The organism is uncultured Jannaschia sp. (genome assembly GCF_947494055.1).
Taxonomy (GTDB): Bacteria; Pseudomonadota; Alphaproteobacteria; order Rhodobacterales; family Rhodobacteraceae; genus Jannaschia.
Window position 1 is genome coordinate 16259 of record NZ_CANLTR010000005.1, and the last position, 25872, is coordinate 42130.

The 25872-nt window shown below is 66.6% G+C and carries 35 protein-coding genes and 1 tRNA gene; 8 read left to right on the top strand and 28 right to left on the bottom strand.

Annotated features, from left to right (window positions below; all coding sequences use genetic code 11):
* Nucleotides 1-101 precede the first annotated feature (101 nt).
* A complete protein-coding gene (locus tag Q1A87_RS06505) occupies nt 102-1121 on the bottom strand; it encodes a LacI family DNA-binding transcriptional regulator (RefSeq protein WP_299648533.1) in 1020 nt (339 codons plus the stop codon).
* Nucleotides 1122-1217: 96 nt separating this feature from the next.
* Here Q1A87_RS06505 and Q1A87_RS06510 point away from each other — a divergent pair.
* Nucleotides 1218-1294, top strand: a tRNA-Arg gene (locus Q1A87_RS06510).
* Between the two features lie 26 nt (nt 1295-1320).
* On the opposite strand, the gene Q1A87_RS06515 is transcribed toward Q1A87_RS06510, so the two are convergent.
* From Q1A87_RS06515 to Q1A87_RS06530, 4 genes are all read right to left on the bottom strand, one after another.
* Nucleotides 1321-2355 carry a tyrosine-type recombinase/integrase gene (locus Q1A87_RS06515; RefSeq protein WP_299648537.1) on the bottom strand — a complete coding sequence of 345 codons (1035 nt, stop codon included), beginning with the start codon at nt 2353-2355 and terminating at the stop codon, nt 1321-1323.
* Between the two features lie 98 nt (nt 2356-2453).
* Nucleotides 2454-2636, bottom strand: coding sequence for a hypothetical protein (locus Q1A87_RS06520; RefSeq protein WP_299648540.1), 183 nt, complete (start codon nt 2634-2636; stop codon nt 2454-2456).
* 1 nt (nt 2637) lies between these two features.
* A complete protein-coding gene (locus Q1A87_RS06525) occupies nt 2638-3192 on the bottom strand; it encodes a hypothetical protein (protein WP_299648543.1) in 555 nt (184 codons plus the stop codon).
* 203 nt (nt 3193-3395) lie between these two features.
* Nucleotides 3396-3800 (bottom strand): hypothetical protein, encoded by a 405-nt coding sequence (locus Q1A87_RS06530; RefSeq protein ID WP_299648546.1) that lies wholly within the window; start codon nt 3798-3800, stop codon nt 3396-3398.
* Nucleotides 3801-3882: 82 nt separating this feature from the next.
* Between Q1A87_RS06530 and Q1A87_RS06535 the strand changes: the two genes are divergently transcribed.
* Nucleotides 3883-4113, top strand: a complete 231-nt coding sequence (locus Q1A87_RS06535) for a helix-turn-helix transcriptional regulator (protein WP_299648548.1) — start codon at nt 3883-3885, stop codon at nt 4111-4113.
* Nucleotides 4114-4117: 4 nt separating this feature from the next.
* Complete coding sequence (locus Q1A87_RS06540; RefSeq protein ID WP_299648551.1) at nt 4118-4378, top strand: hypothetical protein; 261 nt, start codon at nt 4118-4120, stop codon at nt 4376-4378.
* Here the strand turns inward: Q1A87_RS06540 and Q1A87_RS24155 are convergent.
* The 22 genes from Q1A87_RS24155 to Q1A87_RS06645 form a co-directional block, all read right to left on the bottom strand.
* On the bottom strand, nt 4370-4975 hold the full coding sequence (locus tag Q1A87_RS24155; RefSeq protein ID WP_363322957.1) for a Fic family protein: 606 nt from the start codon (nt 4973-4975) through the stop codon (nt 4370-4372). The genes Q1A87_RS06540 and Q1A87_RS24155 overlap by 9 nt on opposite strands.
* A 555-nt stretch (nt 4976-5530) precedes the next feature.
* Entirely contained in the window at nt 5531-5899 is a 369-nt protein-coding gene (locus Q1A87_RS06545; RefSeq protein WP_299648554.1) for a hypothetical protein, read from the bottom strand.
* Nucleotides 5896-6507, bottom strand: a complete 612-nt coding sequence (locus Q1A87_RS06550) for a hypothetical protein (protein ID WP_299648557.1) — start codon at nt 6505-6507, stop codon at nt 5896-5898. The genes Q1A87_RS06545 and Q1A87_RS06550 overlap by 4 nt, the downstream gene beginning before the upstream one ends.
* Nucleotides 6504-8861, bottom strand: coding sequence for a hypothetical protein (locus Q1A87_RS06555; protein ID WP_299648560.1), 2358 nt, complete (start codon nt 8859-8861; stop codon nt 6504-6506). Before Q1A87_RS06555 ends, Q1A87_RS06550 begins: the two co-directional genes overlap by 4 nt.
* Before the next feature lie 9 nt (nt 8862-8870).
* The gene (locus tag Q1A87_RS06560) at nt 8871-10478 is read right to left on the bottom strand and encodes a terminase TerL endonuclease subunit (RefSeq protein WP_299648563.1); all 1608 of its coding nucleotides are present in this window, start codon (nt 10476-10478) and stop codon (nt 8871-8873) included.
* Nucleotides 10478-10867, bottom strand: coding sequence for a phage terminase small subunit P27 family (locus Q1A87_RS06565; protein WP_299648566.1), 390 nt, complete (start codon nt 10865-10867; stop codon nt 10478-10480). The genes Q1A87_RS06560 and Q1A87_RS06565 overlap by 1 nt, the downstream gene beginning before the upstream one ends.
* A complete protein-coding gene (locus tag Q1A87_RS06570) occupies nt 10864-11190 on the bottom strand; it encodes a phage head closure protein (protein ID WP_299648569.1) in 327 nt (108 codons plus the stop codon). Before Q1A87_RS06570 ends, Q1A87_RS06565 begins: the two co-directional genes overlap by 4 nt.
* The gene (locus Q1A87_RS06575) at nt 11187-11600 is read right to left on the bottom strand and encodes a DUF3168 domain-containing protein (RefSeq protein ID WP_299648572.1); all 414 of its coding nucleotides are present in this window, start codon (nt 11598-11600) and stop codon (nt 11187-11189) included. Before Q1A87_RS06575 ends, Q1A87_RS06570 begins: the two co-directional genes overlap by 4 nt.
* The gene (locus tag Q1A87_RS06580) at nt 11597-12004 is read right to left on the bottom strand and encodes an HK97-gp10 family putative phage morphogenesis protein (protein ID WP_299648575.1); all 408 of its coding nucleotides are present in this window, start codon (nt 12002-12004) and stop codon (nt 11597-11599) included. Before Q1A87_RS06580 ends, Q1A87_RS06575 begins: the two co-directional genes overlap by 4 nt.
* On the bottom strand, nt 12004-12333 hold the full coding sequence (locus Q1A87_RS06585; RefSeq protein WP_299648578.1) for a head-tail connector protein: 330 nt from the start codon (nt 12331-12333) through the stop codon (nt 12004-12006). Before Q1A87_RS06585 ends, Q1A87_RS06580 begins: the two co-directional genes overlap by 1 nt.
* Before the next feature lie 4 nt (nt 12334-12337).
* Nucleotides 12338-12808, bottom strand: a complete 471-nt coding sequence (locus Q1A87_RS06590; RefSeq protein WP_299648581.1) for a hypothetical protein — start codon at nt 12806-12808, stop codon at nt 12338-12340.
* A complete protein-coding gene (locus Q1A87_RS06595) occupies nt 12805-13164 on the bottom strand; it encodes an HNH endonuclease (RefSeq protein WP_299648585.1) in 360 nt (119 codons plus the stop codon). The genes Q1A87_RS06590 and Q1A87_RS06595 overlap by 4 nt, the downstream gene beginning before the upstream one ends.
* A 2-nt stretch (nt 13165-13166) precedes the next feature.
* Nucleotides 13167-13550: a hypothetical protein gene (locus Q1A87_RS06600; protein WP_299648588.1), complete on the bottom strand. Its 384-nt coding sequence runs from the start codon at nt 13548-13550 to the stop codon at nt 13167-13169.
* A 13-nt stretch (nt 13551-13563) separates the two neighbouring features.
* Entirely contained in the window at nt 13564-14703 is a 1140-nt protein-coding gene (locus Q1A87_RS06605) for a phage major capsid protein (protein ID WP_299648591.1), read from the bottom strand.
* Nucleotides 14700-15206, bottom strand: a complete 507-nt coding sequence (locus tag Q1A87_RS06610) for an HK97 family phage prohead protease (RefSeq protein WP_299648594.1) — start codon at nt 15204-15206, stop codon at nt 14700-14702. The genes Q1A87_RS06605 and Q1A87_RS06610 overlap by 4 nt, the downstream gene beginning before the upstream one ends.
* Nucleotides 15206-15598, bottom strand: coding sequence for a hypothetical protein (locus tag Q1A87_RS06615; RefSeq protein WP_299648597.1), 393 nt, complete (start codon nt 15596-15598; stop codon nt 15206-15208). The genes Q1A87_RS06610 and Q1A87_RS06615 overlap by 1 nt, the downstream gene beginning before the upstream one ends.
* Nucleotides 15595-15852, bottom strand: a complete 258-nt coding sequence (locus tag Q1A87_RS06620) for a hypothetical protein (protein WP_299648600.1) — start codon at nt 15850-15852, stop codon at nt 15595-15597. The genes Q1A87_RS06615 and Q1A87_RS06620 overlap by 4 nt, the downstream gene beginning before the upstream one ends.
* A complete protein-coding gene (locus Q1A87_RS06625; RefSeq protein WP_299648603.1) occupies nt 15845-17050 on the bottom strand; it encodes a phage portal protein in 1206 nt (401 codons plus the stop codon). The genes Q1A87_RS06620 and Q1A87_RS06625 overlap by 8 nt, the downstream gene beginning before the upstream one ends.
* A 425-nt stretch (nt 17051-17475) precedes the next feature.
* The gene (locus Q1A87_RS06630) at nt 17476-17697 is read right to left on the bottom strand and encodes a DNA-binding protein (RefSeq protein WP_299648606.1); all 222 of its coding nucleotides are present in this window, start codon (nt 17695-17697) and stop codon (nt 17476-17478) included.
* A 132-nt stretch (nt 17698-17829) separates the two neighbouring features.
* Nucleotides 17830-19236, bottom strand: coding sequence for a phage/plasmid primase, P4 family (locus tag Q1A87_RS06635; RefSeq protein WP_299648609.1), 1407 nt, complete (start codon nt 19234-19236; stop codon nt 17830-17832).
* A complete protein-coding gene (locus tag Q1A87_RS06640; protein ID WP_299648612.1) occupies nt 19208-19633 on the bottom strand; it encodes a hypothetical protein in 426 nt (141 codons plus the stop codon). Before Q1A87_RS06640 ends, Q1A87_RS06635 begins: the two co-directional genes overlap by 29 nt.
* Nucleotides 19630-19845 carry a hypothetical protein gene (locus Q1A87_RS06645; protein WP_299648615.1) on the bottom strand — a complete coding sequence of 72 codons (216 nt, stop codon included), beginning with the start codon at nt 19843-19845 and terminating at the stop codon, nt 19630-19632. Before Q1A87_RS06645 ends, Q1A87_RS06640 begins: the two co-directional genes overlap by 4 nt.
* Before the next feature lie 426 nt (nt 19846-20271).
* Here Q1A87_RS06645 and Q1A87_RS06650 point away from each other — a divergent pair, with 426 nt between their 5' ends.
* The 5 genes from Q1A87_RS06650 (at nt 20272) to Q1A87_RS06670 (ending at nt 25293) form a co-directional block, all read left to right on the top strand.
* Nucleotides 20272-21828, top strand: a complete 1557-nt coding sequence (locus Q1A87_RS06650) for an alkaline phosphatase (RefSeq protein WP_299648618.1) — start codon at nt 20272-20274, stop codon at nt 21826-21828.
* A gap of 83 nt (nt 21829-21911) precedes the next feature.
* The gene (locus Q1A87_RS06655; protein ID WP_363322958.1) at nt 21912-22337 is read left to right on the top strand and encodes a hypothetical protein; all 426 of its coding nucleotides are present in this window, start codon (nt 21912-21914) and stop codon (nt 22335-22337) included.
* Nucleotides 22327-23010, top strand: a complete 684-nt coding sequence (locus Q1A87_RS06660) for an ATP-binding cassette domain-containing protein (RefSeq protein WP_299648621.1) — start codon at nt 22327-22329, stop codon at nt 23008-23010. The genes Q1A87_RS06655 and Q1A87_RS06660 overlap by 11 nt, the downstream gene beginning before the upstream one ends.
* Nucleotides 23003-24316 carry an ABC transporter permease gene (locus tag Q1A87_RS06665; protein WP_299648624.1) on the top strand — a complete coding sequence of 438 codons (1314 nt, stop codon included), beginning with the start codon at nt 23003-23005 and terminating at the stop codon, nt 24314-24316. Before Q1A87_RS06660 ends, Q1A87_RS06665 begins: the two co-directional genes overlap by 8 nt.
* Nucleotides 24317-24387: 71 nt before the next feature.
* Nucleotides 24388-25293 (top strand): CHAD domain-containing protein, encoded by a 906-nt coding sequence (locus tag Q1A87_RS06670; RefSeq protein ID WP_299648627.1) that lies wholly within the window; start codon nt 24388-24390, stop codon nt 25291-25293.
* A gap of 4 nt (nt 25294-25297) precedes the next feature.
* On the opposite strand, the gene Q1A87_RS06675 is transcribed toward Q1A87_RS06670, so the two are convergent.
* On the bottom strand, nt 25298-25768 hold the full coding sequence (locus tag Q1A87_RS06675) for a CYTH domain-containing protein (protein ID WP_299648630.1): 471 nt from the start codon (nt 25766-25768) through the stop codon (nt 25298-25300).
* Nucleotides 25769-25872: the final 104 nt, after the last annotated feature.

Here is a 25872-nt window from a genome sequence, read left to right on the forward strand (position 1 = left end):
TCCGTGACAGCGTCGCCATGACCGATCCTCCGCCTGTCTCGCCGCGACGCGCGTACGGGGCGCGCCTCGTCACTCGGTCGCGGATCGGGGTTTACAAATGGTTAACGCATCGTGTCGCCGGGCAGAAAGGTCGGCACCAGCTCGACCCGCCGGTCCTCGCCCGGGAAGGCATGCGCGCCGAGGATGATGCGCGCCGCGATCTGCCCGGCCTCGCGGCGACGGCTGTCCACGGTGGCGAGCTGCCTCGGCAGCCCGTCGAGCAGGGTGAAGGCGTTGAAGCCCACGAGGCCGAGCCCGCCCCCCACGTCGAACCCCTTCTCCAGCGCGTAGAGCAGGCCGCCCCCGCCAGTGAGGTCGTTCGTGTAGAACAGGAAGTCCAGATCGGGCGTGCGCGCCAGCATCTCCGCCGTCATCTCGCGGCCCTTGCCGAAGGCCGATTGTCCAGAATAGGCCATCTGGTCGACGATCGGCACGCCGGCCTCCCGCAGCGCGCGCTCCAGCCCCTCCAGCCGCTTGCGGGCGCGGTGGTCGCCGTCGACCTTGGTGCCGAGCACACCCACCCGCCGGTAGCCGCGTTGCACGATCTCGGTGCCGACCTGATAGCCCGCGCGCCAGTGACTGATCCCCACGGCGGCATCGACCGGCGTTCCGTCCACGTCCATCACCTCGACCACCGGAACGCCGGAATTGGCGAGCATCGCCCGGCTCGCCTCGGAATGCTCGAGCCCGGCGACGATCACGCCGGAGGGCCGCCAGGACAGCATCTCGAACAGCGTCCGCTCCTCCTTGCCGGGGTCGTAGCCGGTGGTGCCGACGACGGGCTGCAGGTCGGTGTCGCCCAGCACCTCGTCCACGCCGGCCAGCATCTCGGGAAAGACGAGGTTCGACAGGGAAGGCACGATCACGGCGACGAGGTTCACCCGGTTCGAGGCCAGCGCGCCGGCGATCTTGTTGGGCACGTAGCCCAGCCGCCGCGCGGCCTCGAGCACCTTGGCGCGCGTCCGGTCGCTGACGTCGCCGCGGTTGCGCAGCACGCGGCTGACCGTCATCTCGCTGACGCCCGACGCCTCGGAGACGTCGCGAAGCGTCAGATGCCGGTGTCGGTCGTTGCGGCGCGTCACCCGGGGAAAGCCTCGCTGATCGGGGTCAGGGCCCCGTGTTACCGCGCCGCCCGGCCTGTGGACAAGCGGGCCGTTCGACGGCTATTGCACCCAAGGGGTCCCGTGGCTCAACTGGATAGAGCAATCCCCTCCTAAGGGATAGGTTGCAGGTTCGAGTCCTGCCGGGATCACCACAGAACTTCGTAAACATTTGCTTTCCTTACTTTTCTGGGGGTTGGTCCCCTAACCCTGCTTTCCGGTTAGGGGACGGAATTGCCGCCAGAGCGCGCTTGCGCATCCCTGACGCGGCCAATTTCGTGCGCTTCGCAGCGGCGCAGTAACGGGATGCCTCACGTGTATTTGCGTGTCCGAGGATGGCCGCGACCTCCATCTCGGTGCCATCGGCCTCGGCTAGCATACGGGCGCCGGCCTTCCGCAGTCCGTGCGCCCGGCCGGGAACGCCAGCCTGGACGCACCAGTCCCGGAACAGATTGCCGAACGTCTCGGGCAGGTAGGGCTTGCCCACCGTGCCGTGATTCAGGAAGGTCATCGCCTTCGTCCCCGCCAGCGCCAATTCATTCGCCAGCTCGGGCAGGATCGGAATCGGGACTTCGATAACGTCTTCGGCCTGGTCTTCGGTCTTCTGACGTTCATAGACGATCAGACCGGCGCGGATGTTGCGCGGTCCCAGCTTCACCGCGTCGACCCGCGCGGCGCCGGTGTTCAACAGTAGTTCGAGCGCGAGGCGCGCCTTCGTGCCGCTCGGATGCTTGTCCCGGAAGGCTTCGATCTCGTCGTCGGTCCAGCTATGGTGACCGCCCTTCCGCATGCGCTGCGACTTGGCTAGGCGCGCCGGGTTCGGCCCCTTGAAGCCGTGGTGCTTCGCCGCCCAATCGAAGATCTGCGCGATGTCTTTCTTGAAGCGGTTCGCGGCCGCCGGACCATCATATCGCGCCATCATGCGTTCGACGTGACCCGCTTCGATGCTCGCCAGCTTGGCCTCGGCATAGTTGCCGCGAATGCGATCGAGACGCAGCCGCTTGCCCCGCTTGGTCGAGTCGGCCAGTCCGCCCTTGGCGCGCGTCTTCGCGAACGCCTCGGACGCAAGGTAGCTCTCGATGGCATGGCCGATCGTCCCCGCCTCGGCCCGGAGCGGCGCAGGGGCTGCAACGCCCTTCTCGGCGGCGTCCTCGGCGGCGTGGTAGCCGGTGCGGAACTCATCCGAACCCCAAGGACCGGGCAGGTAGATGTCCACGACCTTGACGCCCTTGCGGACCCGCTGGAACCGCCAGCGCGCCCGCCCGTGGCGATCAGTCTCGCGGAACACGCCAGGGAAGGGATTGCGGCGCCGTGTCATGTCGCGCGCCCGATCATGGCGTCGATGTCGTCCATGCCGCCGCTGCCGGGATAGCAGAACTCGATGCCGTCCGGCCCTAGACGCTTGATGTAGGCGCTCGGGTTCGCCTCCCGCGCCAAGGCGAGGGCTTCGCGTACTTGTGTGGGCGTCGGCATGGACGGGGCGGCAGGGCGCGACATGTCAGGCAGCCCCCACTTTTGCCAAATCGTTGAGCGCATCGCCCCAAAGGGTCCGTTCAGTGAGCAGTGAGCGGCCTCGCGGGTGGATCAGCGCTCCGAAGGTCAGTCGGACGGTTGCGTATTCCGGCCCAGCTTCTTCATCGAACCAAATAGGATGCCCGTCCTCGGCAAAAGCCGACCTTCCGTGCAGTTCAATGACGATCGACAGTCGCTCCCCGCAGACAGTCAATGTAATGCGGTCGCTCGGGTCGTGGTCGTTGCGCGGGGAATAATCCGTGAACATGCACGTCAATACGCCGACCAGATTCTCGGGGCCGTCGAACGGATGGCGCCCGTGGGTCAAACCCAGCTTATAACGTGCGAAGTATGCCGCCACCTCGTCGGATAGAGCGTCCTTCGGGCCAAACTGGACCGGCTTAGTGCGGCCGGGATCGTCCACTTCCAAAAGGGCCAAGGGCAGCGACCAGTAGGTATCAACAGCCTCTGCAACGTCTGTCGTTGGCCCGGGATATAGAACACATAGGAGGGCCGCCGCAAAGTCGGTGCCAACCATCATCGGGGCGCCGCGGCCTCGCCCCCCAGTTGTAAAGATGCCCGCCTTACGCGCGCGCATCACAACGGTACGGGCGCGCCCCTCTTCATCAGGGAGCGCGCCTTCAACCCATTGGGTCAGATCAGAAAGGGTTGGACGACGAGACATATTGAACAGGTAGCGTAATTCTAGGACGCTGTCAATACGAACAGGTTGTTCCTTTTAGGTCAGTCCCTCGGCCGAAGAATATCCATCGCCTTCTCGATGCGTCCATACTCTGCCCGCTGGCACTCAATCAGCCGATCCGTGAGCCAGCGCATCGCGTCGCGTTCCTCCGGCATGTTCTCGGGGTCGCAGGTCTGGACCATGCTTTCGAGCGCGAACGCGATGACCTGCGCTTCGCGTAACATGCCCCCGGAATAGTAGTCGTCATCGATCCATAGCTTACGGATCGCGTCGCACTTGTCCTTCAGATCAGTTGGCATAGTGGCACGGTAGGCGGCATCGCGGTCTCGTAAGCCCTGGGCCTTGGCCAGTTGGTCCCGATAGATGTCCTCACCGGCTAAGGCGAGGCCACTAACGCTGCGGTTCTCCCAATCGGTGACGGGGGTCGGTTCAATCGCGTTCTGCATTGTCAGGTTCTCCCAGACAGGCTATCAATGTTTTACGTTGATAAACCTCGGTGGACGCGCCGTCAATGAAAAACGTTGATACATGTCACCAGCTCAATCTCGTGCCGCCCGTGGCCTTCTATCCTTGACGCAAACAGGCTTGGCGAAGGCTGCCGGAGTAGGGCAGTCCACCGTGATCGACTTTGAGCGTGAGCGCCGTCAAGTCTCAGATCAGTCCATTGCCGCGATCCGCTCCGCCCTCGAAGCCGCCGGCGTCGAGTTCATCGAAGCGAACGGTGGCGGGGCCGGGGTCAGACTGCGGAAGGACGTGTGAACCGATGAACCTCGTGCAACTCCGCATGGCCCGTGCTGGCCTTGGATGGACGCAGGAGCGGCTGGCCGAAGCGGCGGACATGTCGCTGTTTGCCTACAAGGGCGTCGAGGAAGGGCGTTGGCTCGGAATGGATCTGTACATGACACGTCTCCAAGATGCCTTAGAGCGGGCGGGGATTACGTTCCTGGACGATGACGGGAGCGGGTTCGGCGTGCGGCGGAAGGGGGCGAGCGGTTCAGAGATATGGTTAGGTAAGTTAAGCTGATGCAATCTGTTCACCTAGTAGGCGGACGACTAGTGCGTGGAGATCATTAAGGTCGGGTTCACCTCGTTCAGCAAAGGCAACGTGTGCCTTCTGGAGAGCTTCAACGTACTCTGGGCGATTTTGCTTAATTAACTGTGGCAGAATGATTTTCCCTTGAGGAAACCGACCAAGCGCCAAGCATAACACAAAGTAACACGCTGCCCGCGCAGTCCTTCCATTCCCGTTCACGAACGGATGAATGTTGTTCAGGCGCCATAATACATAGGTCGCAAGAACGACCGGGTCAGTCTCGTTCCAGTGCCGGTTAACCTGATTAACAAAGTCGTCCATCAACGCAGGAACACGATAGTATGGAGGGGGTTGGTGCTGCCCAACTCGAACCTCGCACGGCCGGTATTCTCCTGCGGATATATGAAGGCACGCGATCGCGTGGTAGTTTAGAGCCTTGATAACATGCTGAGACAGGAAGGGCCTCCCGATGTCCCGGGAGGCTATTGCGACAGAGTTGACGAAAGCATACTGCCTATCGCCGTTCTCTACCTCTAAAGATTTATAAACAGGATGGTTCTCTGTGTTTGTGAGTTCAAAGAGAATCATCAGTTCGTTAGCGCGGTCCGCTCTAGAACACGTTCGACCTGCTCTTGGGTCATATCATTCTCATCAGGAAGCGACCCCATAACGAACGAGACACGCTGCTCATAGTGAGGCTGCTTGCTTGAGGCTTCACGCAAGCGATCCAGAAAACGCTGATCCGTATGTATTTTTGTCATAGTGGTCGGTCTCCCAGGCATTCTATAATACAAGTAAGCCGAACAGCGGCAGTCGTCACGCACCTTCTTCTAGAACAGGTAAAAAAATTCTTGACAGCCTCTTCTTCTTCGCGGCCGTCCATCCCCCTCCACCAGACTTAAATGCCTGAAACGCCGCCTCTAAGGTATGTCAAGAGGAAACCGCGACGAAAATCTATCCACAGCGTAGATGCAAGAATGCATCGTCACAGTTTGGCCGGAGCGGCCATCCGTGTAACCGCCCCGGCCCGACGCCGCGCCCCGATGGAGGCCAGAGGCCGCGTCATGTCGGTGTCTAACCGGACCGCCGACTGCCGATGCGGATCGGGGAACAGAAACCCCAGGGACCGCAGGCCCTATCCCGTTACGCCACGATGTCGAACAAGGCCGGGGTCAGCCTCGCCTTCGATACCGCTGGCAATGTCTTCGTCCCGTCCGGCGCCGCGTCGTTGGTCTTCGCGGTCGTTCGCAGCCACGCCCGGTCCATCGCTTGCAGCACCGCGACGTGACGGGCTTCCAGCGGCATCCCGTAGAGCCGCGCACCGGCTTCGATCTCCATCAGCGACAGCGCCTGCGGACCGTAACCCGTGCCCTGCCGCCCGCTGCATAACGCGCAGAACAGCCGCCACAGATCGGCCCCGCCTTCGGGCACCCGGAGCATCGTTGCGGACGACAACGTTGCTGTTACCGCCACCTCCATCCGCTCGGTGAAGCGTGCCCAGGCCGGCGTCATCTGATCACCTGCGTCGCGTCGAAGCCCACCACGTAGAGCAGGCCGGAGACACGGGTCAGGGTCACGCCGCCAGCGTCGAGGCGCAGCTCCATCGGCGGGTTCTTCAGCTTCGCCGTCTGCCCGACCTTCACGGACACCCGGAGCGCCGGGCTGCACTCGATCCACGCCGACAGGCCGGTGGAACTGACCGGCCCGCCCTTCGTCAGCCGTACGAACTCGAAGCCGCCCGCGTCGGTCTCGATCGAGACGTGATCGCCTTCCGTCAGGTCCAGTCCTTCGGGCAGGCCCGTGATCCGAAGCGCCCCGCGATCCGAACGGACGGAATGGATGGTCGCCGATCCGAGGCCGCCGGACCTGTAGCGCGCCGGTTGCGGGCGTTGCGCGGGATGGCCGGTGAACGTGCCTAGCGAGCCGCGCAGCGCCATCATCTTCGCCTCGAAGGCTTCCGCCTCGTCCTTCGGCATCGGCCCCGACTGGTAGGAGGTGTGCCAGAGCATCGGTCCCAGGTCGCGAACCTGCACCTGATTATTCGAGCGGAACGTCTCCTGACGCCACATCGGGCGGAAGTCGGCGATCTCCCATTCGATTCCTGTCGTCATATCCATCATCGAACGATCCTCTGCGTGGCGCCGCGGTTGCCCGACTGGCGAAGCGTCTGCATGACCACGCCCGGCCCGTCCCGGCGCATCGTGTTCCCCGCCTCGCGTTTGGCGATCGGCGCGGCGCGCTGGTCGATCTTGGCGTCGAGCATGTCGGACTTCAGGTCGACGGCGACGCGGACATCGACGGCCTGCGATCCGCCACCGGGCAGCGACGGCATCCGACCGCTGTTCAGGGATTCCATCATCTCGCGCGCACCCGGCATCCGCATGGCGCCCGCGTTCAGGACGCCTTCACGGCCATGCACGACACCCGCGATCCGGTCTTCGGGCACGTTCCCGGTATAGCCGCCCGATGCGAAGCCCAGCATCCCGCCGATTGCCCCGAAGACCCCGCCCCCCGCACCGGAGGCCAGCCCTTGGAAGCCGCGCAGCATCTGCATCCGGGCGAACTCGGTCAGCAGCGAAGCCAGTGCGTCCTTCGCCTTCATCGACCCGTCGAGGATGCCGCCGAAGATGTCGGCCACCTTCGTCGCCCCGGCCTCGGCGCGTTCCTCGACCCGTTGCAGATCGTCGGCCGCCTGTTCCGCCGCATCGCCTGCGCGGGCGTAGGACTCGGCCAGCTTGTCGATCTCGGCTTCGAGTTGCGGCGTGATCTTCGTGCCCTGTTCCTGCGCCGCCTTCAGCAGCTCGGCCTTCTTGCGGGCGTATTCGAGCGCATCGCCCACGTCGCGGCCGGTCTCGGCCAGCACGACCAGCGCCGTCGCCTCGGCTTCCAGTTCGCGGATTTCCTGTTGCGTGCCCTCCAGCGCCTCGCGCCAGACATCCACCGGCGCGCGGCCACTGCCGCCCCCACCGCCCGAACTGGCCGCCGGAAGGTCGGGAACGCCGATCTCGAAGGGCGCCGGTCGGGGCCGGGACGACGACGAAGGCGCAAGCTCGGACGAAGAGCCGCCAGTCCCGTATTGACGCGGATCGCCCCGCGTGCCGACTTCGCCGTAGACGCCCGGCGCCGCCTGACCGGACGCATCGCCACCGGGCAGGCTCGCCCTCAGCTCGCGGGCGCGGGTGATGGCTGCGCCAAGTCGTCCGACGAAGGCATCGAGGGCGGATGACACCGAACCAAACTGCACCCCGTCGATCGCCGACACCTCCGACAATGCCGTTTGCGCGGTGCGGGCCAGCGTGCCCATAGCAACCTCGAAGGTCTCCGCCCCGATCTTGCCCGCATCGAGGTCCGTGGCGAGTTCGGTCATTTCCGTGGCGATGCTGTTCAGTTCGCCGGCGGCGTCCGTCTCGCCCAGCATCGCGAGATTGCCCGCCACCTGGAACAGCGGGCCGGCCAGACCGGCGGCTTCGTCGGCCAGCCGGAAGTACTCAGAGCGAAGGGACTCCAGTTTCGCCCGGTGCGCGTCGACCGCATCGCTGTCATTGTCGAGCGTGTCGGCGATGCCCTCGCCCAGCAACGCGCGGGCCTGTTCGGGATTGGCGAAGAGGTCATCGAGGTCCGTGCGCAGCGTCGCGATCTTCACCGCCGCGTCCGCCAGCCCGACCGCCAGTTCCTTGCCAAAGGTCGAGACGCGGGTCGTGAGTGCCTGGAACCGCCGATCCAGCTCTTCGGCCTTCTCGATCAGTTCCGCGTCGAGGACGGCCCCGGTTTCGCGTGCGGTCTGGATGGTCTTGCGCAGCGCGGCCTCGCCCTGTCCCATCAGTTGCACGAACTGCTCGCCGCCAGTGCCGCCGAAGATTTCATCGGCAATGCGGATCTGCGCGGCGGCATCCAAGTCCTCCATCCGCCCGATGATTTCGAGCATCAGGTCGGACGGGTCTTCGAGCTTGCGCGTCAGGTCCGTGGCGCCGTAGCCCAGCCGCGCGAACGCCTCGGCCGCCGGCCCCTTGCCGGTCACGATGAACTCGTCGGCGCGCAGGTTCAGTTCCTTCAGGCCGTCCGTCAGGGCATCGACGCCGATCCGGTTCTGCTCGGCGACGAACTTCAGTTCCTGGAACGCCTCGACGCTGACACCCGCCCGCCTGGCTTCCGCGCCAAGTTCCGCCACCGCCGCCGTCGCCCCGCGCACGCCCCGCACGATGCCGGTCAGCGCCACGGCTGCACCGCCCGCAAGAAAGCCTCCGGCGAAGGCCCGGCCGAAGGCGCCGATCTTCGTGGAGGTCGCCGCGAGCGCCTGGTTGATGCGCGAGGTCGACCGCAGCATGTCGGTTTCCATGCGCTTCGTTGCCCGTGACGATCCGCGTTCCAGGCCCTGATAGGATCGGGTGCCAGTGCGTTCGGCCTTCTCCATCCGCTTCTCGAACTCGCGGACGCGGGCTTCGAGGTAGACCACCAGTTGTTCGTCGCTGCTCATTCTCGCCTCCTATGCGGTCCACATGTCGTCATCGAACCACGGGGCAGCGGTGGCGAAGGCTTCCTCGCCTTCCGCGCAGCGGGCCACGGCCATCGCGGCGGCGACCGCGCCGTCGATCTTGTTGCCGGACTTGCCCTTGTGGAACGCCTTGTTCCCGGCCGCATCGACGTGGAGCTGGATGTTCTCGAAGTTCCACCGCAGGACCGGGTGCCCGCCATGCCGGAACGACCCGGCCAGGATCGCCCGTTCCAGTTCCTTGACCGCCGGGGCCATCGACACCCAGCCCTGTCGGAACTCGGCCACGGGCAGCCCGTCGTCGTGCAGGTTCGACATCATGTGCCGGCCCAGATGAGGGTCGAAGGCGGCCTCGCGGACGTTGAACCGGGCGAACAGTTCGCGCACGTGATCCTCGACCGCGCGCAGATCGACCGTGTTGCCGGGCGTCGGGATGATGAAGCCTTCCTCGGCCCAGGTGATGTAGTCGACCCCGTGCAGCTCGCCGCGCGTTCGCAGGTTGTCCTCGGGACAGAAGAACCACGGATGCACCTGGTAGCCGCCCGCGCCGTCCTGCCAGCACGCGACGACGACAGTCAGATCCTCGTTCTTCGACAGGTCGACACCTAGCCAGCATGGCGCCTGCACCAGTTCCAGTTCGTCCAGGTCGACCGCATCCGCGCCCCGGTCATAGGTCGCCATGTCCACGAAGGGCGAGGTCGAGGCATCGAGCCATCGGTTCAGGTTGAACTGCTTGAAGCTGTCGCGCTCGAAGGGCGAATGCTGCGCCTTCTTTGCTTTGTCGCGGAAGGCTTCGAGGTCGGGATAGCCGTGCGCGAGGCCGGGATTGACCGCGTGCCACAGGGCTTCGTCCTGCCAGTCGTCGTCCTCTTCGGCCATGAAGATGACAGGAAGCGTGGCCGGGTCGTCAATCTCGCCCTTCTGCACCCGGATCGCGTATTCGACCTGTTGCCAGGCGAGGTTCTCCTGCCCCCGCCCGGAGGTGCTGGCGACGATCAGCAGCGTGCCCGACACCTTCACCAGCGCGCTGTCGAGGGCTTCCCAGAGCCGCAGACCGGGGCGGCCTTCCCAGGCGTGGATTTCGTCTGCGACGACGACATCGGGCGTCTTGCCGTGCTGTCCCTTGCCGTCGCTGGCGACCGCGACATAGCGCGACCGCTCGCGGCCGAAGCCGATGCGCGAGACGTATTCCCGGACCTGAAGGTGTTTGGCGAGCCTGTAGTCGCCCTGGATGATCATTGCCGTCTCGTTGAACAGTTCCTTGGCCTGCTCGTGCGAGGCCGCCGCCGACAGGATCAGGCCGCCCGGTTTCCGCTCCGGCCCCATCAGGTGCAGAAGGTTCAGCGCGGCGGCGAGCGAGGTCTTGCGGTTGCCACGGGGCAGCAGCAGCACGACGCGCCGGACGATCCGTTGCCCGTGTTCGTCGCGGGGGCCATAGATGCGGCGCACGACACGCTCCTGCCACGGATCGAGCTGGAACGGGTGACCGGGCGCCGGGTTCTTCGGATGCTTCAGCTTGCGCAGCCATTGCACGGCCTTCTCGCCGTGCCCCATCGGGTCCGCGATCTCCGACCCGTCCGCGATCCACGCTGGCGCCAGCATCACAGCAACTCGTCTTCGTCGCCCGCATCGTCGCGGATCGAAGGCCGGGACCGGCTGACCGGCGTCAGGCCAAGTTCCGAGGCCAGCAAGCGGGCGCGCGTCATGGCGTCGGATTGAATGCCTACGGCGGGGTGACGCTTCAGGCCGTTCTCTGTGTCGAGAACATGGCCGTCCTCTTGCAGACGGCGCTCCATCTCGCGGACGGTGCCGATGGCGATGGCGTAGTTCTCCAGGCTGCCAAGATCGGCATCGGTCAGGATGCGGCGTTCCTCGAGGATCGGCATGACACGGTTCCATTCCGCCGCCGCGTCGGCCGACAGCCAGGCCGGGGGCGGCAGGATGCCCAGCGGTTCCGCTTCCTCGCGCATGATCGGTTTGACGCCCCTCATGCTGCCGCCCTCCCGCGTGTCACGCAGCGCAGCTCCAGCACCCGGCCCCGTTCAATTTCCACGATGTCCGTGATGTCGTGGGCCACGTCGCGGAACAGCACCCGGTCCTCGCTCGTGAGGTCCGCCATCCATCGGATACGGAAGACGGCCATGCGCTTTTCGGTATCGCCGCCCGCCGCAAGGAACTCTCCCGCCGATTGCGCCACCACTTCGGCCCGCAAACGCAGGTGATCGGTCCAGAGCGTTTCCGGCGTGCCGACATCGTTCGCGGCGTAGCTTGCCCGCTGCACGACGATCAGCCGATCGAGCTTGCCCGCCCTCATGCCGGCACCCGTTCGGCCAGCACCTCGACCGTCAGGACGCCGTGCGCGGTCACCCCGTCCGGGTCGCGGAGATAGCGCGCGGAGGTCACGTCCCAGTCGGCGCAATGATAGTCCGGGCCAAGGTCGAGGCGTGCGGCTTCGATCGCGCTGCGAACCGCGAAGGCGATGCCCTTGCAGCGTTCGGTCGAGGGTTCCTCGGTCCAGACGTGGATCGTGTGCGTCACGGTCTCCAGGTTGCGGGCGATGCTTTCCACCCGGACGGATTGCGCGTCGCCCAGGATGATGCCGGGACGCGGCGCAGGACGCTTGTGGGCGTCGAGGATGGATGCGGCCGGCACCAGGGCCGTCACCGCAGGCGAGGCCACCAGACGGGCGCGCAGGGCGCGCTGGATGGCAAGATCGGCGCTCATGACCGCGCCTCCCGGATCGCCTTGCCGATCGCCCGCTTGATCTTCGCCTGCGCCTTCTTCCGGCTCAGTCGAAAGCCGGGCCAGAAGAACGGCTGCGCGGGTGCGTCGGCGGTGCCGTATTCGACCAGGTGCGGATAGCGGACATCGCTGTTGCCCACGGTCACGGCGACCATGTGTTCCGGAACGGTCATCGAACCGCCCGGCTGCGAGTAAGGTGGCGTCGTCTCGCCCGGACCCGTGACCGCGACGCTGCCCTTCAGGTCGCCGGTATCCTCGGGCGCAAGGGTCTCGATCGTGTCGCCAACGTCATGCCCGGCCGACAGCAGGGCGGGCTTCACTGCCGCCCGCGCCGCCTTCGGAACAGCCCGCATCCGGGCCTGGAACGATGCCAGCCCGCGCCCCATCAGAACGTCCAGTCCCGGTATTCGGCGACGATCTCGCGCACGCCGAAGGGCACTTCCGCCGTCCGGTCGCCAACCGTCGCCGCCTCGCGTTGCAGGAACCACCAGGCGGCGAGTTGAAGGATCGCCGTTTGCAGAGGTTCGGGTAGCGGCTCCCTCGGGGCAGGTCCGTAGAAGTCTTCGAGGCGCCAGCCCAGCAACTTCTCGACGTAGACCTGCGCCGCCCAGGCCGTGCGGTTCAGGACGGTGGCATCCACGTCGCGCATGTCCTCCGTGAAGCTCAAGTGCTCCCGGAGGGCTTCCGCGTTGACGTAGAACTGACCATTCGCCATCGCGTCAGCTCGCGTTCTTCCGAACGACGTTGCTGTTCACCCAGAGCGACAGGTTCAGCTTCATCACCGAACTGGCCGTGTCGAGGGCTTCCGCCGCGCTGCCGACAATGGCGCCGAACTTGCGCTCCGAGCCAGTCCCGCCGCCGGTCGCATCGTTGAACACCACCTTGAAGGCGTAGTTGTCCTGCGTCTTCTCGGCGGCGAGGGCGGCTTGCTGGCCTTCGTCGTCGTAGTCGATGCCGCAAACCACCTCCATCGTGCCCGCGTCGCGAACGCCTTTCAGCTTCTTGCGACGCTGGCGGTTGATGGCGTCGAAGGTCACCGGCTCGGCCGCGTCTCCGACCGATCCGAGGGCTTCGGTTTCCTTGATCTCTTTCCAGGTCTGCGAGGTGAAGTCGTCCTCGGCCAGTTCGTCGGTCACGTCGATGACGCCGCCGATGTAGAGCTTGGCCCCGGCCGTCGCGAAGATGGTCATTGTCTCGTTCCTTCCATGCCGCGGCGTTCTTCACGCTGTTTCGCGGAGTTGTGGTCGCGGGCGCACAAGGCTTGCCAGTTCGTGCGGTCCCAGAACTTCTGCATGTCCCCGCGATGCGGGATGCGGTGATCCACGACCGTCGCCCGCGCGCCGCAGCGGACGCAGAACGGATGCTGGTCGAGGTATTCCCGGCGTGCCCGGTCCCACGCCCCCGTGTAGCCGCGTGCCGAAGACGAAGGCCGCTTGGCGTCGTGCCGGGCCTTGCGTGCGCGGTCGCGATCCACGGTGCAGGCGCAGCGCGTCCCCGAAGGAACCACCTTCCCGCATCCGCAGACCTTGGGGGGCTTCGTGGGCATCGTCAGACCGGCCGCTCGGCGAGGTCGCCCATGACGGCCACGGCGGATGCCGCGATCGACGTACCGCTGGCCTTCGTCAGCACCAGTCGCACGAACCGCTTGTGGCCGTGGTAGCCGATCCGGTAGGCGCTATCGCCTTCGAGCGGCAAGGCCGCGTCGCTGTCGATCCATTGCGCATCCGCATCCGCGAAGTCGCCGCCGGCCGACGTGTCGGCTTCCTGCACCTTGGCGGTGAAGCTGCCGGACCCCGCGATTGCCCCCGTGGTGATGACAAAGGCCATCCGGTTGCAGTCGCGAAGGTCGATGGCCGGGCCAGTCTTGTTGCCGGCCAGCACCTCTGGCGAGACGGCGACCTGCGCCGCGATGTTCGATTTCATGTCACGCATGGTTCAGCCCTCCTCAGGCGGCAATCTTGAGCTTGCGGAACTTGGCGGCCTGGATGACGCGGCCACCGACGCGACGGGTCGCGTGGATGCGGGTCATGCCGTTCGTCGCCAGAAGGTACGGGTTGACCAGGATCGACAGCGCCGTGTGATCCACGATGCGGTAGCCGGACCAGTCGCCATAGACGATCGGGGTCGCGTTCGCTTCGAGGTCCGGCATGTCGACCATCTCGACCACGGGACGGCCCAGGATCGTCTCGGGCTGTCCAAGCTGGAACGACGGCTGCCACAGGAATCGGCCGTCGCCATCCTTCAGAAGCCGGATCGCCGCAAGCGTGGTGCTGTTCAGCGCCCAGGCGCCCCGGTTCCGGTACATGGCCGGAAGCTGGTACATCAGCGCGACCAGCGCGTCGGCGGTCAGGCCCGTGGCGCTGCCGGAGTTGAACTCCTGGATGCTCGGGTCGCGAAGGATGCCCAGGGGGGCAAGGATGCCGTCGCCACCCACGAAGGCCATGCCTTCCTTCTGACCGAAGTCCTCGGCGAGTGCCGCGCGAACTTCCGCCTCGGCCTGGCCCGCGCTGTCGGACAGCAGTTCGTTCGACAGGTCGACGTAGGTGTCGAGCGATTTGATGTCGACTTCGGCCTGCGCGAAGGCCGGCTCGCTCGGCTGTTGCGGCATCGTCTCGCCGCGCCACCGGGCATTCGTGATCTCCGTACGGCGCGGGTAGATGACGGAGGGCGACGACGTGCTGCGCACGCTGGCGAACTGGCGGATCGGCGACACCTCGACCAGATCCTTGATGATCTCCGACGCCATCTCCGGCGGGGCGAGATAACCGGCCTTCGGGTCCTGGAGCGTCGTCAGGGCCTTCAGCACGTCCGGGCCGGCATCGTTGCCCTTCGCCAGATAGGCACTGAACGCCTTGCGGATTTCCGAAGGCTCTTTGTCGGCCTCGCGCGCACCCTTGGCGCGGTTCGTCTTCGCCTCGATCCGGTCCAGACGCTCGACAAGCGCGGACGTGTCGGCGGCCTTCTCGACCTTCGACAGCCGGTCCTCGACCTTGCCGGTGAAGTCCTCGATCGCCTTCGTCACGATGTCGTCGGGCGTGTCCTCTTCGGCCTTTCGGACGAACGTGTTGTGGTCCTGATAAGTCATTCTGTCCTCGTGAGTTGCGCCGCAGCGCGGTGGAGTGCTGTCGCGAGCTGAAGCGCACGCACGGCGGATTTCGCGGACGCGACCTGCGCGCCCGGATGGCAGGGGAAGGTGACCAGGCTGCATTCCATCAGCTCCAGGTCGGTGATCGTCCGGCCGCCGCCCTTGCGCTTGCTGGCGGACTTCGTGCGGAAGCCGATCGAAACGCCCCGGACAGCCCCGGCCCGGACCAGCGCCCGAACCTCGCGGGCGCGGTGAACGTCCTCGACCAGAAGCCGGCCCTTCAGGTGCAGGCCGTCCTCGCGTTCCTCGCCGGCCGACCAGACGCCCACAGGGTCGTTCGGATCGTGGCCGAACAGCAGCGGGATCGGGAATGATGCGGAAGCGAACGCCCCCTTGGTGATGACATCGCCTACGCGGTCGGGTGTCGCGAAGGACCAGGCAATCGCCTCGATTTCGCCGTCGCTATTCGCTTCGAACTTCGTCTCGATCAGCAGCCGGTCCATCACGCACCCCCTCGGTGGGCGGCGCGGTCGCTGGCGTAGGCGTCGATTTGCGCCTCCACCCAGGTCGCGGCGCGGATCAAGCGAATGACGTTGGCCGTGTTGAAGGGTACGGGCTGGCCGTCCTCATCGCATTCCCAGCCCAGCACGCAGCGGGCGAGGTTGGCGATGCGGGCCTTCTCGCGGTTCTCCGACGACACCCGGCCGTCGATGTCCGACATCTCGACCAGATCGTCGGCCAGCCGCAGACGTGCCTTGCGCTGCGTCTCGCTGTCCGGCCCGGCAATGCGCAGGCGGATGCCCGTGGGCCTGCCGGTCAGCGGATCGGCAAGGACGAACCACGCGCCCCGCTCCTGGTCTTCGGACATGGCGATGATGTCATTCAGTTGCATCATGCCTCCACCGGGTTGGCGGCAGTGAAGAACACGGTGCCGGACCCTTTGACCCAGAGGTGTTCGCCGTCTTCGAGGGCGAAGGATTGGTTGGAGTAAGGCGACAGGCGATGCCCGCCCTTCAGGGTCGGGGCCGTTGTGCCCTCGCTCACGATCCAGAAGAGATAATTGCCGGACTCGTTGGCAACGGTAACGGTGCCGCCTGCGGCAATGCGCGACCATTCCCCTTCGAGTACGCGCATCTTCGTTTCAGCCATCGGTGCCCTTCTGCGCGTCGGTCGGCGCGGTCTGGATGTTCGGATTGACGAAGGTCTCGCCGCCCGCACGCGGGGGCAGTCCGAGCCATCCCCGGCCTTCGTTCGGATTGATGACCTGCGCCGCGATCAGGCTGTTGATGACCGTCGAGCGGGTGGACAGGTCGGCGCGGGTAAGGTCGTCGCGATCGAACCGGACGGCGTGGTCGGCCCGCTCTTCGGGCGTGAAGAGGGCACGGCGGAACGCGCCTTCAGCGGCCCGCAGCCAAGGCTCCAGGCAGTAGGACAGGAACTCGACGCCCATCTGCTCAGTGTTCGACCACGTTGCCCGGTCCAGCTCGAAGAGCATGGTCGGCGGGACGCGGAACGCACGGGCGACTTCCAGCACCTGGAACTTGCGGTTCTCCAGGAACTGCGCGTCCGTCGAGTTGAAGGTGAACGGGTCGAACTCGGCGCCATCGTACAGGATCGCCGTGCGGCCCCCGGCGTCGTCGCCTTCGTGGGTGGCACGCCAGGCGGCGCGTGCCTTCCGCACGCTGTCCTCGCCCATACCCTTCGGGAACTTCAGCGCACCGGACGGGCGGGCACCGCGACCGAAGAGTCGGGCGGCGTGACGGTCGAGGGCGGCAGCCGTGCCGATCGCGTCCCGGTAGAGGGTCAGCGGGGAACGCCCGAACGGGCTGCGCAGGTGGATGAAGTCGCGGGCGGGCTGGATGTCGCCGTCGATCTTGTAGGTCGGTTCGCCGGTCGCGGTGTCGAAGTCCACGGAGACGATGCCGCGTTGATAGCGGACGATCTCCTGCACCTCGCCGCGCACGCGGTTGACGTGGGCGAGGCCACCGACATCGCTCGACAGGGCGTCGATGACGAGGTCGCGGATCAGCTCGAAGCCCGATGTCCAGTCGTTCGCCGCATCCCGCAGGAACGGCAGCGCCGGGTGGCCGGGAAGCGGGGTCTCGTTGCCTGCCGCGTCGATGCGCTTCACATGCACGTCGAGGGTCGCGACGGCTTCCGAGATGACGCGGATCGCGGACCCGACAGCCGGAACCTTCAGCGCTGCTTCGGGCGTCAGGACGATGCCGGAGGTCGCGGTCGGAACAATGCCGAACAGGGCGTAAAGGTCATCGTCAGGCGTCGCCAGACCTTTCGCCTCGGGGGCGATGGTCGGCTCATCGGGCGGAGTACGGCGGAACCAGCTCATGCCGCGAGGATCGCAGGCGGTTCGTGCCCAAGTAAGCTAGCGCGATGGCGCTAAAGCTAGGTATTCATGGGTTATTCAGGCAGACCGAAAATCCAGTTTGCCGCAAATGTTGAAGAAGCGACCCCGCGCCGGTCCCCGATGGCCCCAAAAGTCCAGGACCACCCCCCCGGTTACTTACCCGTGCAGTCCGCAACCTCTTCCACAGGGGACAGCTCCTCAGCCCATCTAAGTGCCATCTTGCGCTCAGTGAACCTCGCAACGACGATAGGAGCTGTATCGTCCCAGACATACGCGACCTCATAGGGCAGCATATCATCCTCTCGCGTTTTCCTGACTTCCGCTCTCTTGATAGACATACCGAACCGACCTTTTGGCCCCCCTCACGAGGCGCATATTGCAGCTTCTGCTCGTGATGCATGGTCTAGCTACGCCTTGCGTGTCTTCAACCATGCGTTCAGTTCCGCACGGAGTGCGAAGTACCGCCGTCCGTCCGGCCGATAGATCGGGGCAAGGTTACGCTCGGCCAGCCTACGGGTCGCGTCCACGCTCAGGCCGATGGCATGTGCAATCGCCTCCAGTCCCCAGAGCTTTTCCGGTCCGCTCGTGATGGCGTCGAAGCGCCAGCGGTCGAGGTTTGGTCTGTCCATCTGTCTCATCCTTCCTGCACGTTTCAGCGGTTACGGTTACAGATGGTTACGTGTGTTTCCCGTTTCCCCTTATGCGCGTGTGCATGAGGTATAATCGGAGTTACACGTAACCATCCGTAACCGTGTCCCGCGTCACCCATTGCCGGGCACCTCGGGCCGGTTGATCGTCACGCCCTGCCAGCCGCGATAGGTCTTGCCGCTTATCTTCCGGGGCATGTCCCGCAGCCCCTGACGACGCAGCCGGGGCGCCATGCTCTTGGCAGTTCCAGGCTCTTCGCCGTTCGACTTCGCGTAGTCCGTCCAGTTCCTGAAAAGGTCCGCGCTGGTCTCCCAACGATGTTCGTTCCCCGGTTCCAGAATACAGGCATCATCCAGCCATTGCCGCACGAGGTCCTGTTCGCCGAAATAGTTGGCCGTGGCGTCGACCACGCTCTGCGGCCGCTCCAGGCCCTCACGCCGCCAAGCAACGGCCCCCCCGATCATCCAGCGTAGGATGCCGGGCCATTCGACGCGCAGCTTCGCCTCCAGCTCCCTGTCGGGCTGCTCGGGCTTCACGGTGAACGGCACGATGTTGAACCGCCGCCGTGCCGCTTCATCGACGTTCGCCAGCGCAGGCGCATGGTTTCCGACAATCGTCAACTTGAACGCGGGCGTGTAGGTGAAGAAGTCCTGCCGCATGAAACGAGCGGAGATAGGGTCGCCGCCGGTCATCTGCTTGATGCGGGCTTCGGCCCATGCCCGGCCTTCCTCCGTCTCTGAGGCGGACACCAGACGCGCCCCACGTAGCAGGGCAAGCTCTGTCGGGTGCTTGTCCCCGCGCGAGGCGGTGAACGTGTCCATCGCTGCCGTGGTGGCATAATCGCCCATGATCCGGGTGACGGTGTTCAGAAAGACGGACTTGCCGTTCCCACCGGGGCCATAGAGGAAGATCAGGGCATGTTCCCGTGTGTCGCCCGTGAGGCAGTACCCGCACCAGCGCCGAAGGAACTCGATCATCCCCGCGTCCCCACTGGTCGCTTCGGTCAGGAAGCGCATCCAGGTCGGGCAGTCCGGCACCAGCGAGGGCGCCACGGCCGCACGCTTCGTCAGACCGCTGGCCGGTTCCGGGTCGAGAGCGTCGCCGGTGCGAAGGTCGATGGCACCGCCCGGCACGCCAAGGATGAAAGGGTCCTGGTCCCATTCGTCCTGCCGGACCGCGTGCGCTCGATCCGACCGGGCAAACGCCTCGACGCCCCCGGCGAACCCACGTTTCCGCACCCGTTCCTTGACGCGCTCCGGCGTGCCTTCCGACAGTTCGCGAGCGACACGACGACACCACGAGAACGCAAGGTCGGTCCTGTCGATCCGCCAGTGATCTCCGGTCCATTCGTACCACGCGCCGACATCGTGGTCGAAGCGCAGCCGGTCCCGAAACCGCTCGGAAAACGCCAGCGCCACGCCGTCTTCGGTCAATTCGACATCTTTCGCCCGAATGTCCTCGGCCCCGGCTGCGCGGGCGCGGTCTTCCAGATCAGCAAACTTGTTCATCGCCGCCTCCATTCGAGACGTGGGCAATGAAGTCCTGCCGATCCGCCATGTTCAGGGCGCGAAACGCCGTAAGCGCATAGGCGCGAAGCTCGTCATCGGTCGCAGCACCCGCCCACAGGGCGGCATCCTGAAGGGCGTTGTCGAAGGGCGCCGGAGGCAAGCCCGCTCCACGCTGACCGACGTAAAGAATGGTCCGCAGCTCGTCGTCCGGCAAAGTCTCGGCCATCATCAGGGTGACCGCCCCGCGCTCGCGCAGGGTCAGCCGTTTGGTCATGACAGTGGCGAAGTCCTGCCAGGTATCCGCGCAGTCGGACGCCAGCGCATAGCCCAGCATCCGGGCGGCGCCCTTGTGCCGGTCTTGAATATGACGACCGCGATTGACGCGACGGATCGGGGTGAGCGCGTTCATCGCTGCGCCCCCCATTCGGGGCAAACGATCTCGGCCGTCGGAAGGTAGGCGCCGCTTCCGCAGGCGTAGTCGCGCGCGAAGTCCACGGCTTCCTGATGGCGAAGAAAGGCTCCGACCGTTTCGCCGCTGTCGCGGTGTTCGTCCCAATGAATGACGGCGTAAGGCTCGCGCCAGTTTAAGAACGCGATCTCGATGATGCCGGGGTGTCTCATGCCGCCGCCTCCAGCCCGAAATGCCGGGCGAGAATCGGGAATTGCCTTGCGAGAAAGCCCGATTTGGGGCTATCCTCGGAAGTGATCAGGCTACCAATCTGACCAGTTTCAGCGCCGCTTCCGATGCCAGTCGGGGCGGCGTTTTCCGTTCCATCGTCAGGTGGAACTGCGCAGCAGCGCTTAGGGGACAGGCCGATTTCGTAAGCGTCTTCAACGGCCCTTACCGACGGGTTAGGGGAGGCTAAGTCGCGGACGGAATAAAGGTTTCCATCCTTCCTGCCGGGATCACCACCCTCCGATGTTACACCATAACATACTGTTATAGAATAACATCCGGCTGCGCTGTCACCATTCCTTCACGCGCATGTCATGTCCCTGCAACCTCCCGGCCCTAGGGCGGCGACGCACATCAACGGGGCATGCCAGATGACCAGATTCACGCTACTCTCGACCGCAGCCATCCTCGCCACCGGGTCCGCCTTCGCGCAGGACCTGCCGCAAGCCGGCGACACGTGGTTCACCTCCGCGCAGGAGGCCGTGCAGGCGCAGCTCGAGACGCAGCCGAACACCAACCGCGCGAAGAACGTCATCCTCTTCGTGGCCGACGGCAACGGCGTCGGCACGAACTATGCAAGCCGCCTCTTCGCCGGCCAGCAGGAAGGCGGCCTCGGCGACGACTACGTCCAGCCGCACGAGGCCTTCCCGAACGTGGCACTGGTGAAGACCTATTCGACGAACGGCCAGACTCCCGACAGCGCGCCCACGGCGACGGCGATGAACGCGGGCATCAAGACCAAGAACGACCTCATCAACATCACCGAGAACGTCGCCGTCAGCGATTGCGTCGCGGGCCTCGAGAACGGCGTACGGACCTTCGCCGAGATCGTGTCGGGGGCCGGCAAGTCCGTCGGCGTCATCTCCACCGCGCGGATCACCCATGCGACCCCGGCCGCCGTCTACGCCCGCACCGCGAACCGCGACTGGGAGGACGACACGCTGATCCCCGAGGGCTGCGAACAGCTCGACATCGCCGCGCAGCTGGCCGAGCAGATGACGAGCGGCGTCATCGACGTGGCGATGGGCGGCGGGCGGCAGCACTTCCTGCCCGCATCCGCCACCGATGCCGAGGGCGAGGCCGGCGTCCGCGGCGACGACCGCGACCTGACGCAGGAGATCGTCGACGACAGCGGCGCCTACGTCCAGACCCAGGAGGAGTTCGACGCGATCGAGCCCGGTGCCACGCCGATCCTCGGCCTGTTCGAGGCCTCGCACATGCAATACGAGGCCGACCGCTCCGGCGAGCCGAGCCTCGCCGAGATGACCCGCGCCGCCATCGAGGCGATGCAGGACAACGAGGCCGGCTTCTACCTCGAGGTCGAGGCCGGCCGCGTCGACCACGCCAACCATGCCGGCAACCTCGCTCGCACGGTGCGCGACGGCGTCGCCTTCAACGAGGCGATCGCGCTGGCCGACGAGCTGACCGACGACGAGGACACGCTCATCATCGTCACCGCCGACCACGAGCACGCCATCGCGTTCAACGGCTATTGCGGCCGCGGCTCGGACATCCTCGGGCTCTGCATGCAGATCGACGAGGCGGGCACCGAGGCGCTGGACGAGCCGAACATGGCCTCCGACGAGCTGCCCTACACGGTCGCGGGCTTCCTCAACGGCGCGGGCTCCGTCCTCGTCGAGCAGATGCCGGAGCCGTCCGACAATTCGCAGCCGACGGCGCCGGAGACCGGCGAGGCCTCGCCCGAGGAAGGCTCGCCGCTCTATTCCGGCGACCGTTCGGCGATCGCGGACGCGGACGTGACCGACATCGACTACCTCCAGCAGGCGCTGGTCCCGATGAGCTCCGAGACGCATTCGGGCGAGGACGTCGCGGTCTTCGCCAAGGGCCCCTTCGCGCATCTCTTCGACGGCGTGATCGAGCAGAACGTGATTTTCCACGTGATGCACCACGCCGCCACGGCCGAATGAGATCGTCGTGAACCGGCCGCGGGCCCCTCAAGGCCCGCGGTCTTTCGTGACATGAAGCTGCAAGCAAACCGGGAGATGCACCGATGATGAACCGACGCCGGACCCTCGCGCTCGCCACCGGCCTTCTCGCCGCGCCGTCCCTGCTGCGGGCCGGAACCGCGCCGGTCAAGATCCGCGACCTCTACGACAAGGACCGGACGATGTCGGACCTCGCGCTGTCGCTGGTGGATGCGCGGACGACCTTCGAGGGCTTCATGGCCCCGCCGCTCAAGGCCGAGTCCCGCTTCTTCGTGATGACCAAGATGCCGATGTCGGTCTGCCCGTTCTGCGAGACCTCGGCCCAGTGGCCCGACAACATCCTCGCCGTCTACACCAAGCGCATCGTCGACGTGGTGCCCTTCAACGTCGGCATCGAGACGCGCGGCGTGCTCGAGATCGGCGAGTACCGCGACCCCGAGACCGGCTTCGTCTCGATGGTGCGTCTGGCCGACGCGACCTATGGGCGGTAGCGGGCCGGGCCTGCGGATCGACGACCTGATCGTGCGCGGCGACGGGGGCCGCGAGCTCCTGTCGGTGCCGCGCCTCGACGTGCCGCCCGGCAGATCGCTCGGCGTGTCCGGCCCGTCCGGGTCCGGCAAGTCCACGCTCCTCTTCGCGGTCGCGGGCCTTCTGCGCGCCGCGTCCGGAACCGTTGCTTGGGGCGACACGGCGATCACCGACATGGGCGAGGCACGACGCGCGGCGTTCCGTGCCGAACGAATGGGCATCGTGTTCCAGGATTTCCTCCTCTTCGACGAGCTTGGCGCGGCGGATAACGCGGCCATCGCGTCTCTCTACGCGCCCCGCGACGCGCGCGGCGGCATCCGGATGCGGGCCGGTGACCTGCTGACCCGGCTCGGGATCGCGGACCGGGACCGCGCCGTGCCCGGCCTCTCCGGCGGGGAGCGGCAACGGGTGGCCGTCGCCCGGGCGATGGCTGGAAACGCGGACATCCTGCTGGCCGACGAGCCCACGGCCAACCTCGACCGTCCGACGGCGACGCGTCTGGTGGACGACCTGCTGGCGCGATGCCGGGAGCGCGGCGCGACGCTGATCGCCGTCAGCCACGACGAGACCCTGCTCGCGCAGCTCGACCGCCGGATCGAGATCCGGGACGGACGGATGCAGCCGGTCGATGCGTGACGCGTGGGACAGCCTGCCCGTCCTCGTGCAGGACGGGCTCGTCGCGCTCGTCTGGGCGCTGCCGCTCCTCGTCGTCGGCGCCTTGCTCCTGCGCGGGCTCGCGCCCTGGCCGCTCGTGCGCGCCCTGCTGGTGCGGTTCCGCGTGCCGGTCGCGCTCTTCGTGCTTCTGATCGCCGTCTCGGTCGGCACGGGGATCAGCCTCGTCGCGCTGGAACGCGGGCTGCGGGCGGGCACGGCCCGGGCGGCGGACCCGTTCGACCTCATCGTCGCCGCACCGGGCAGCGACATCACCGCGCTGATGGCGACGGTGTTCCTGCAACCCTCCGACATGCCGCTGCTGGACGGCGCGACCTGGGCGGAGGTGACGGGGCACCCGGCGGTCGCCTTCGCCGCGCCGCTGGCCTTCGGCGACAGCGCCGGCGGTGCGCCGGTCGTGGGCACCACGGCGAACTTCCTCGACCACCTGACCGAAGGCGCCATCGAGGGCCGGGTCTGGACCGCGCACGAGGAGGCCGTCGTCGGCGCCGACACGCCCTTCGCCCTCGGCGACGCGCTGCACCCCGCGCATGGCGTCGGAGACTTCGCCGACACGGAGGCCCACGGGGATCACGAATACCGCGTCGTCGGCCGCATGGCCCGGACGGGCAGCCCGTGGGACCGCGCCGTCCTGGTGCCCATCGAGACGGTGTGGGAGGCGCACGACCTGCCCATTGGCCACGTTCCGGCGCGCGCGGAGCAGATCGGCCCGCCCTTCGACGCGGCGCTGTTTCCCGGCACACCGGCGATCCTGCTGCGCGGCCATACGCTCGCCGACACCTACGGCCTGCGCTCCGCGTTCCAGGGCACGGAGGAAACGATGGCCTTCTTCCCCGGCACCGTCCTGTCGCGGCTCTACGACGTGCTGGGCGACATGCGGCAGATCGTGTCCGTCCTGACGCTGGTGACGCAGGTGCTCGTCGCGGCGGCGGTGCTGACCGGCTTCGCGCTGCTGACCCGTCTCATCCGGCGGCAGATGGCGCTACTCCGCGCGCTGGGGGCGCCGGCGCGCTTCGTCGTCGCGGTGGTCTGGAGCCTCGCGGTGAGTTTGATGGCCAGCGGCGCGGCGCTGGGCGTCGTCCTCGCGATCGGGCTCGTCGCGGCGCTGGCCTCGATCGTCGGCGTGCGGGCCGGCCTCGCGGTCGACGTGTCCCTCGGCCTGCCGGACGTCACGCTCGCGCTCGCCTTCGTCAGCCTCGCCTCGCTGATCGCGCTGCTGCCCGCGCTGTCGATGCGTCGGCAGGACATCGTCGCCGGCCTGCGGGGCTAGCGATTGAACTGCCCGGCGGCTCGGACGTTCTGACCGGAGCGCACGAAGGCACCGACACGTGATGTTATAACATGCCATACCGTATCAAGACGAGCGACGCCGACCTGCAGGCGGCCCTGCGGCGGATCGCGGCCGAGCAGATCGACCGCGCCCTGAGCGAGATCGACGACGCCGATATCCCGCTGACCGAGCGGGTCCATCAGGTCCGAAAGCGGTGCAAGAAGCTGCGGGGGCTGATCCGTCTCGTCCGTCCGGTCTTTGCCGGATACGAACGGGAGAACGTGGCCCTGCGCGATGCGGCGCGGCGCCTGTCGGGCCTGCGCGACACCCAGACCCTCATCGTCACCTACGACGCGGTCTGCGTGCAGTTCGCGGACGAGATCGACCGCCGGGCCTTCGGACCGATCCGCGGAAGGCTGACGCGGGACGCGAAGGCCGCCGCCGCGAACCCGGACCTCGCCGCGCAGGTCGACGCGTTCCGGGACGTGATGCAGGCGGTGCGGGCGCGGGCCTCCGACTGGACGCTGGAGGGCGAGGGCTTCGACGCGATCGCCGCCGGGTTGCACAAGACCTACGGGCGCGCGAGGACGCGGATGAAGCACGCCCGGTCCGATGGTGGCGACACGGCGATGCACGAATGGCGCAAGCGGGTGAAGTACCACTGGTACCACGCGCGGCTGCTGACGCCCGTCTATCCCGCGATGATGGCGCCGTGGGTGGCGGAGGCGGACCGGCTGTCGGACCTTCTGGGCGACCACCACGACCTCGCAGTGTTCGAGGCGCGCCTGGCCCGGACGCCGGACGCGTTCGGCGATGCCACATCGCTCGCGGCGTTCCGCGCGCTCCTCGGCAAACGGAAGGCGATGCTCGCGGAGCGCGCGCTCGCCACGGGGCGGATGCTCCTCGCCGAGGACCCGGACGCGTTGGTCGACCGCTGGAGTTGCTATCTGGCCCTGTGGCGCACAGGCCGGACGTAGCGCCTTACGTGTCGCCCACCGGGTCCAGCCCGGCCAGCGTAGCGTTGTAGTAGCGCGGGTCGCCCGTCACCTCCCGGCCGAGCCAGTCGGGGCGCACGATCTCCGCTGCCTCGTCCTCCAGCTCCATCTCGGCGAGGACAAGCCCGGTCTGCGCACCCTCGAACACGTCGATTTCCCAGGTGCCGGGGTCGCCGGGGACGAGGTGCCGCCGCTTCTCGACCGGCCGACCCTGCGCGAGGTCGAGAAGCGCGCGCGCGTCTTCGACCGGGATGGCGTATTCGTATTCCGCCCGGCTGGTGGCCGTCCCGGTGGCCTTGACGGTGATCACCGCCGCCGCGTCGTCGGTGATGCGCACGCGGACCGTCGCCGCCCCGGTCCGCGCGAGATAGCCTTGCCGCAGGCGCTTGCTCCCGGTCGCGAGGTTGCGCCAGCTATCGTTCGCGACGAGGTATTTCCGTTCGATCTCGGTCGCCATGGCCCCCTCCGGCGTGGTCCGGGGAACGATCTATCGCATTGCCGCGGCACCGCCAGCCCCATCGGAGGTGCGCTGTCACGCGATTGAAACCGAACCGTCACGGA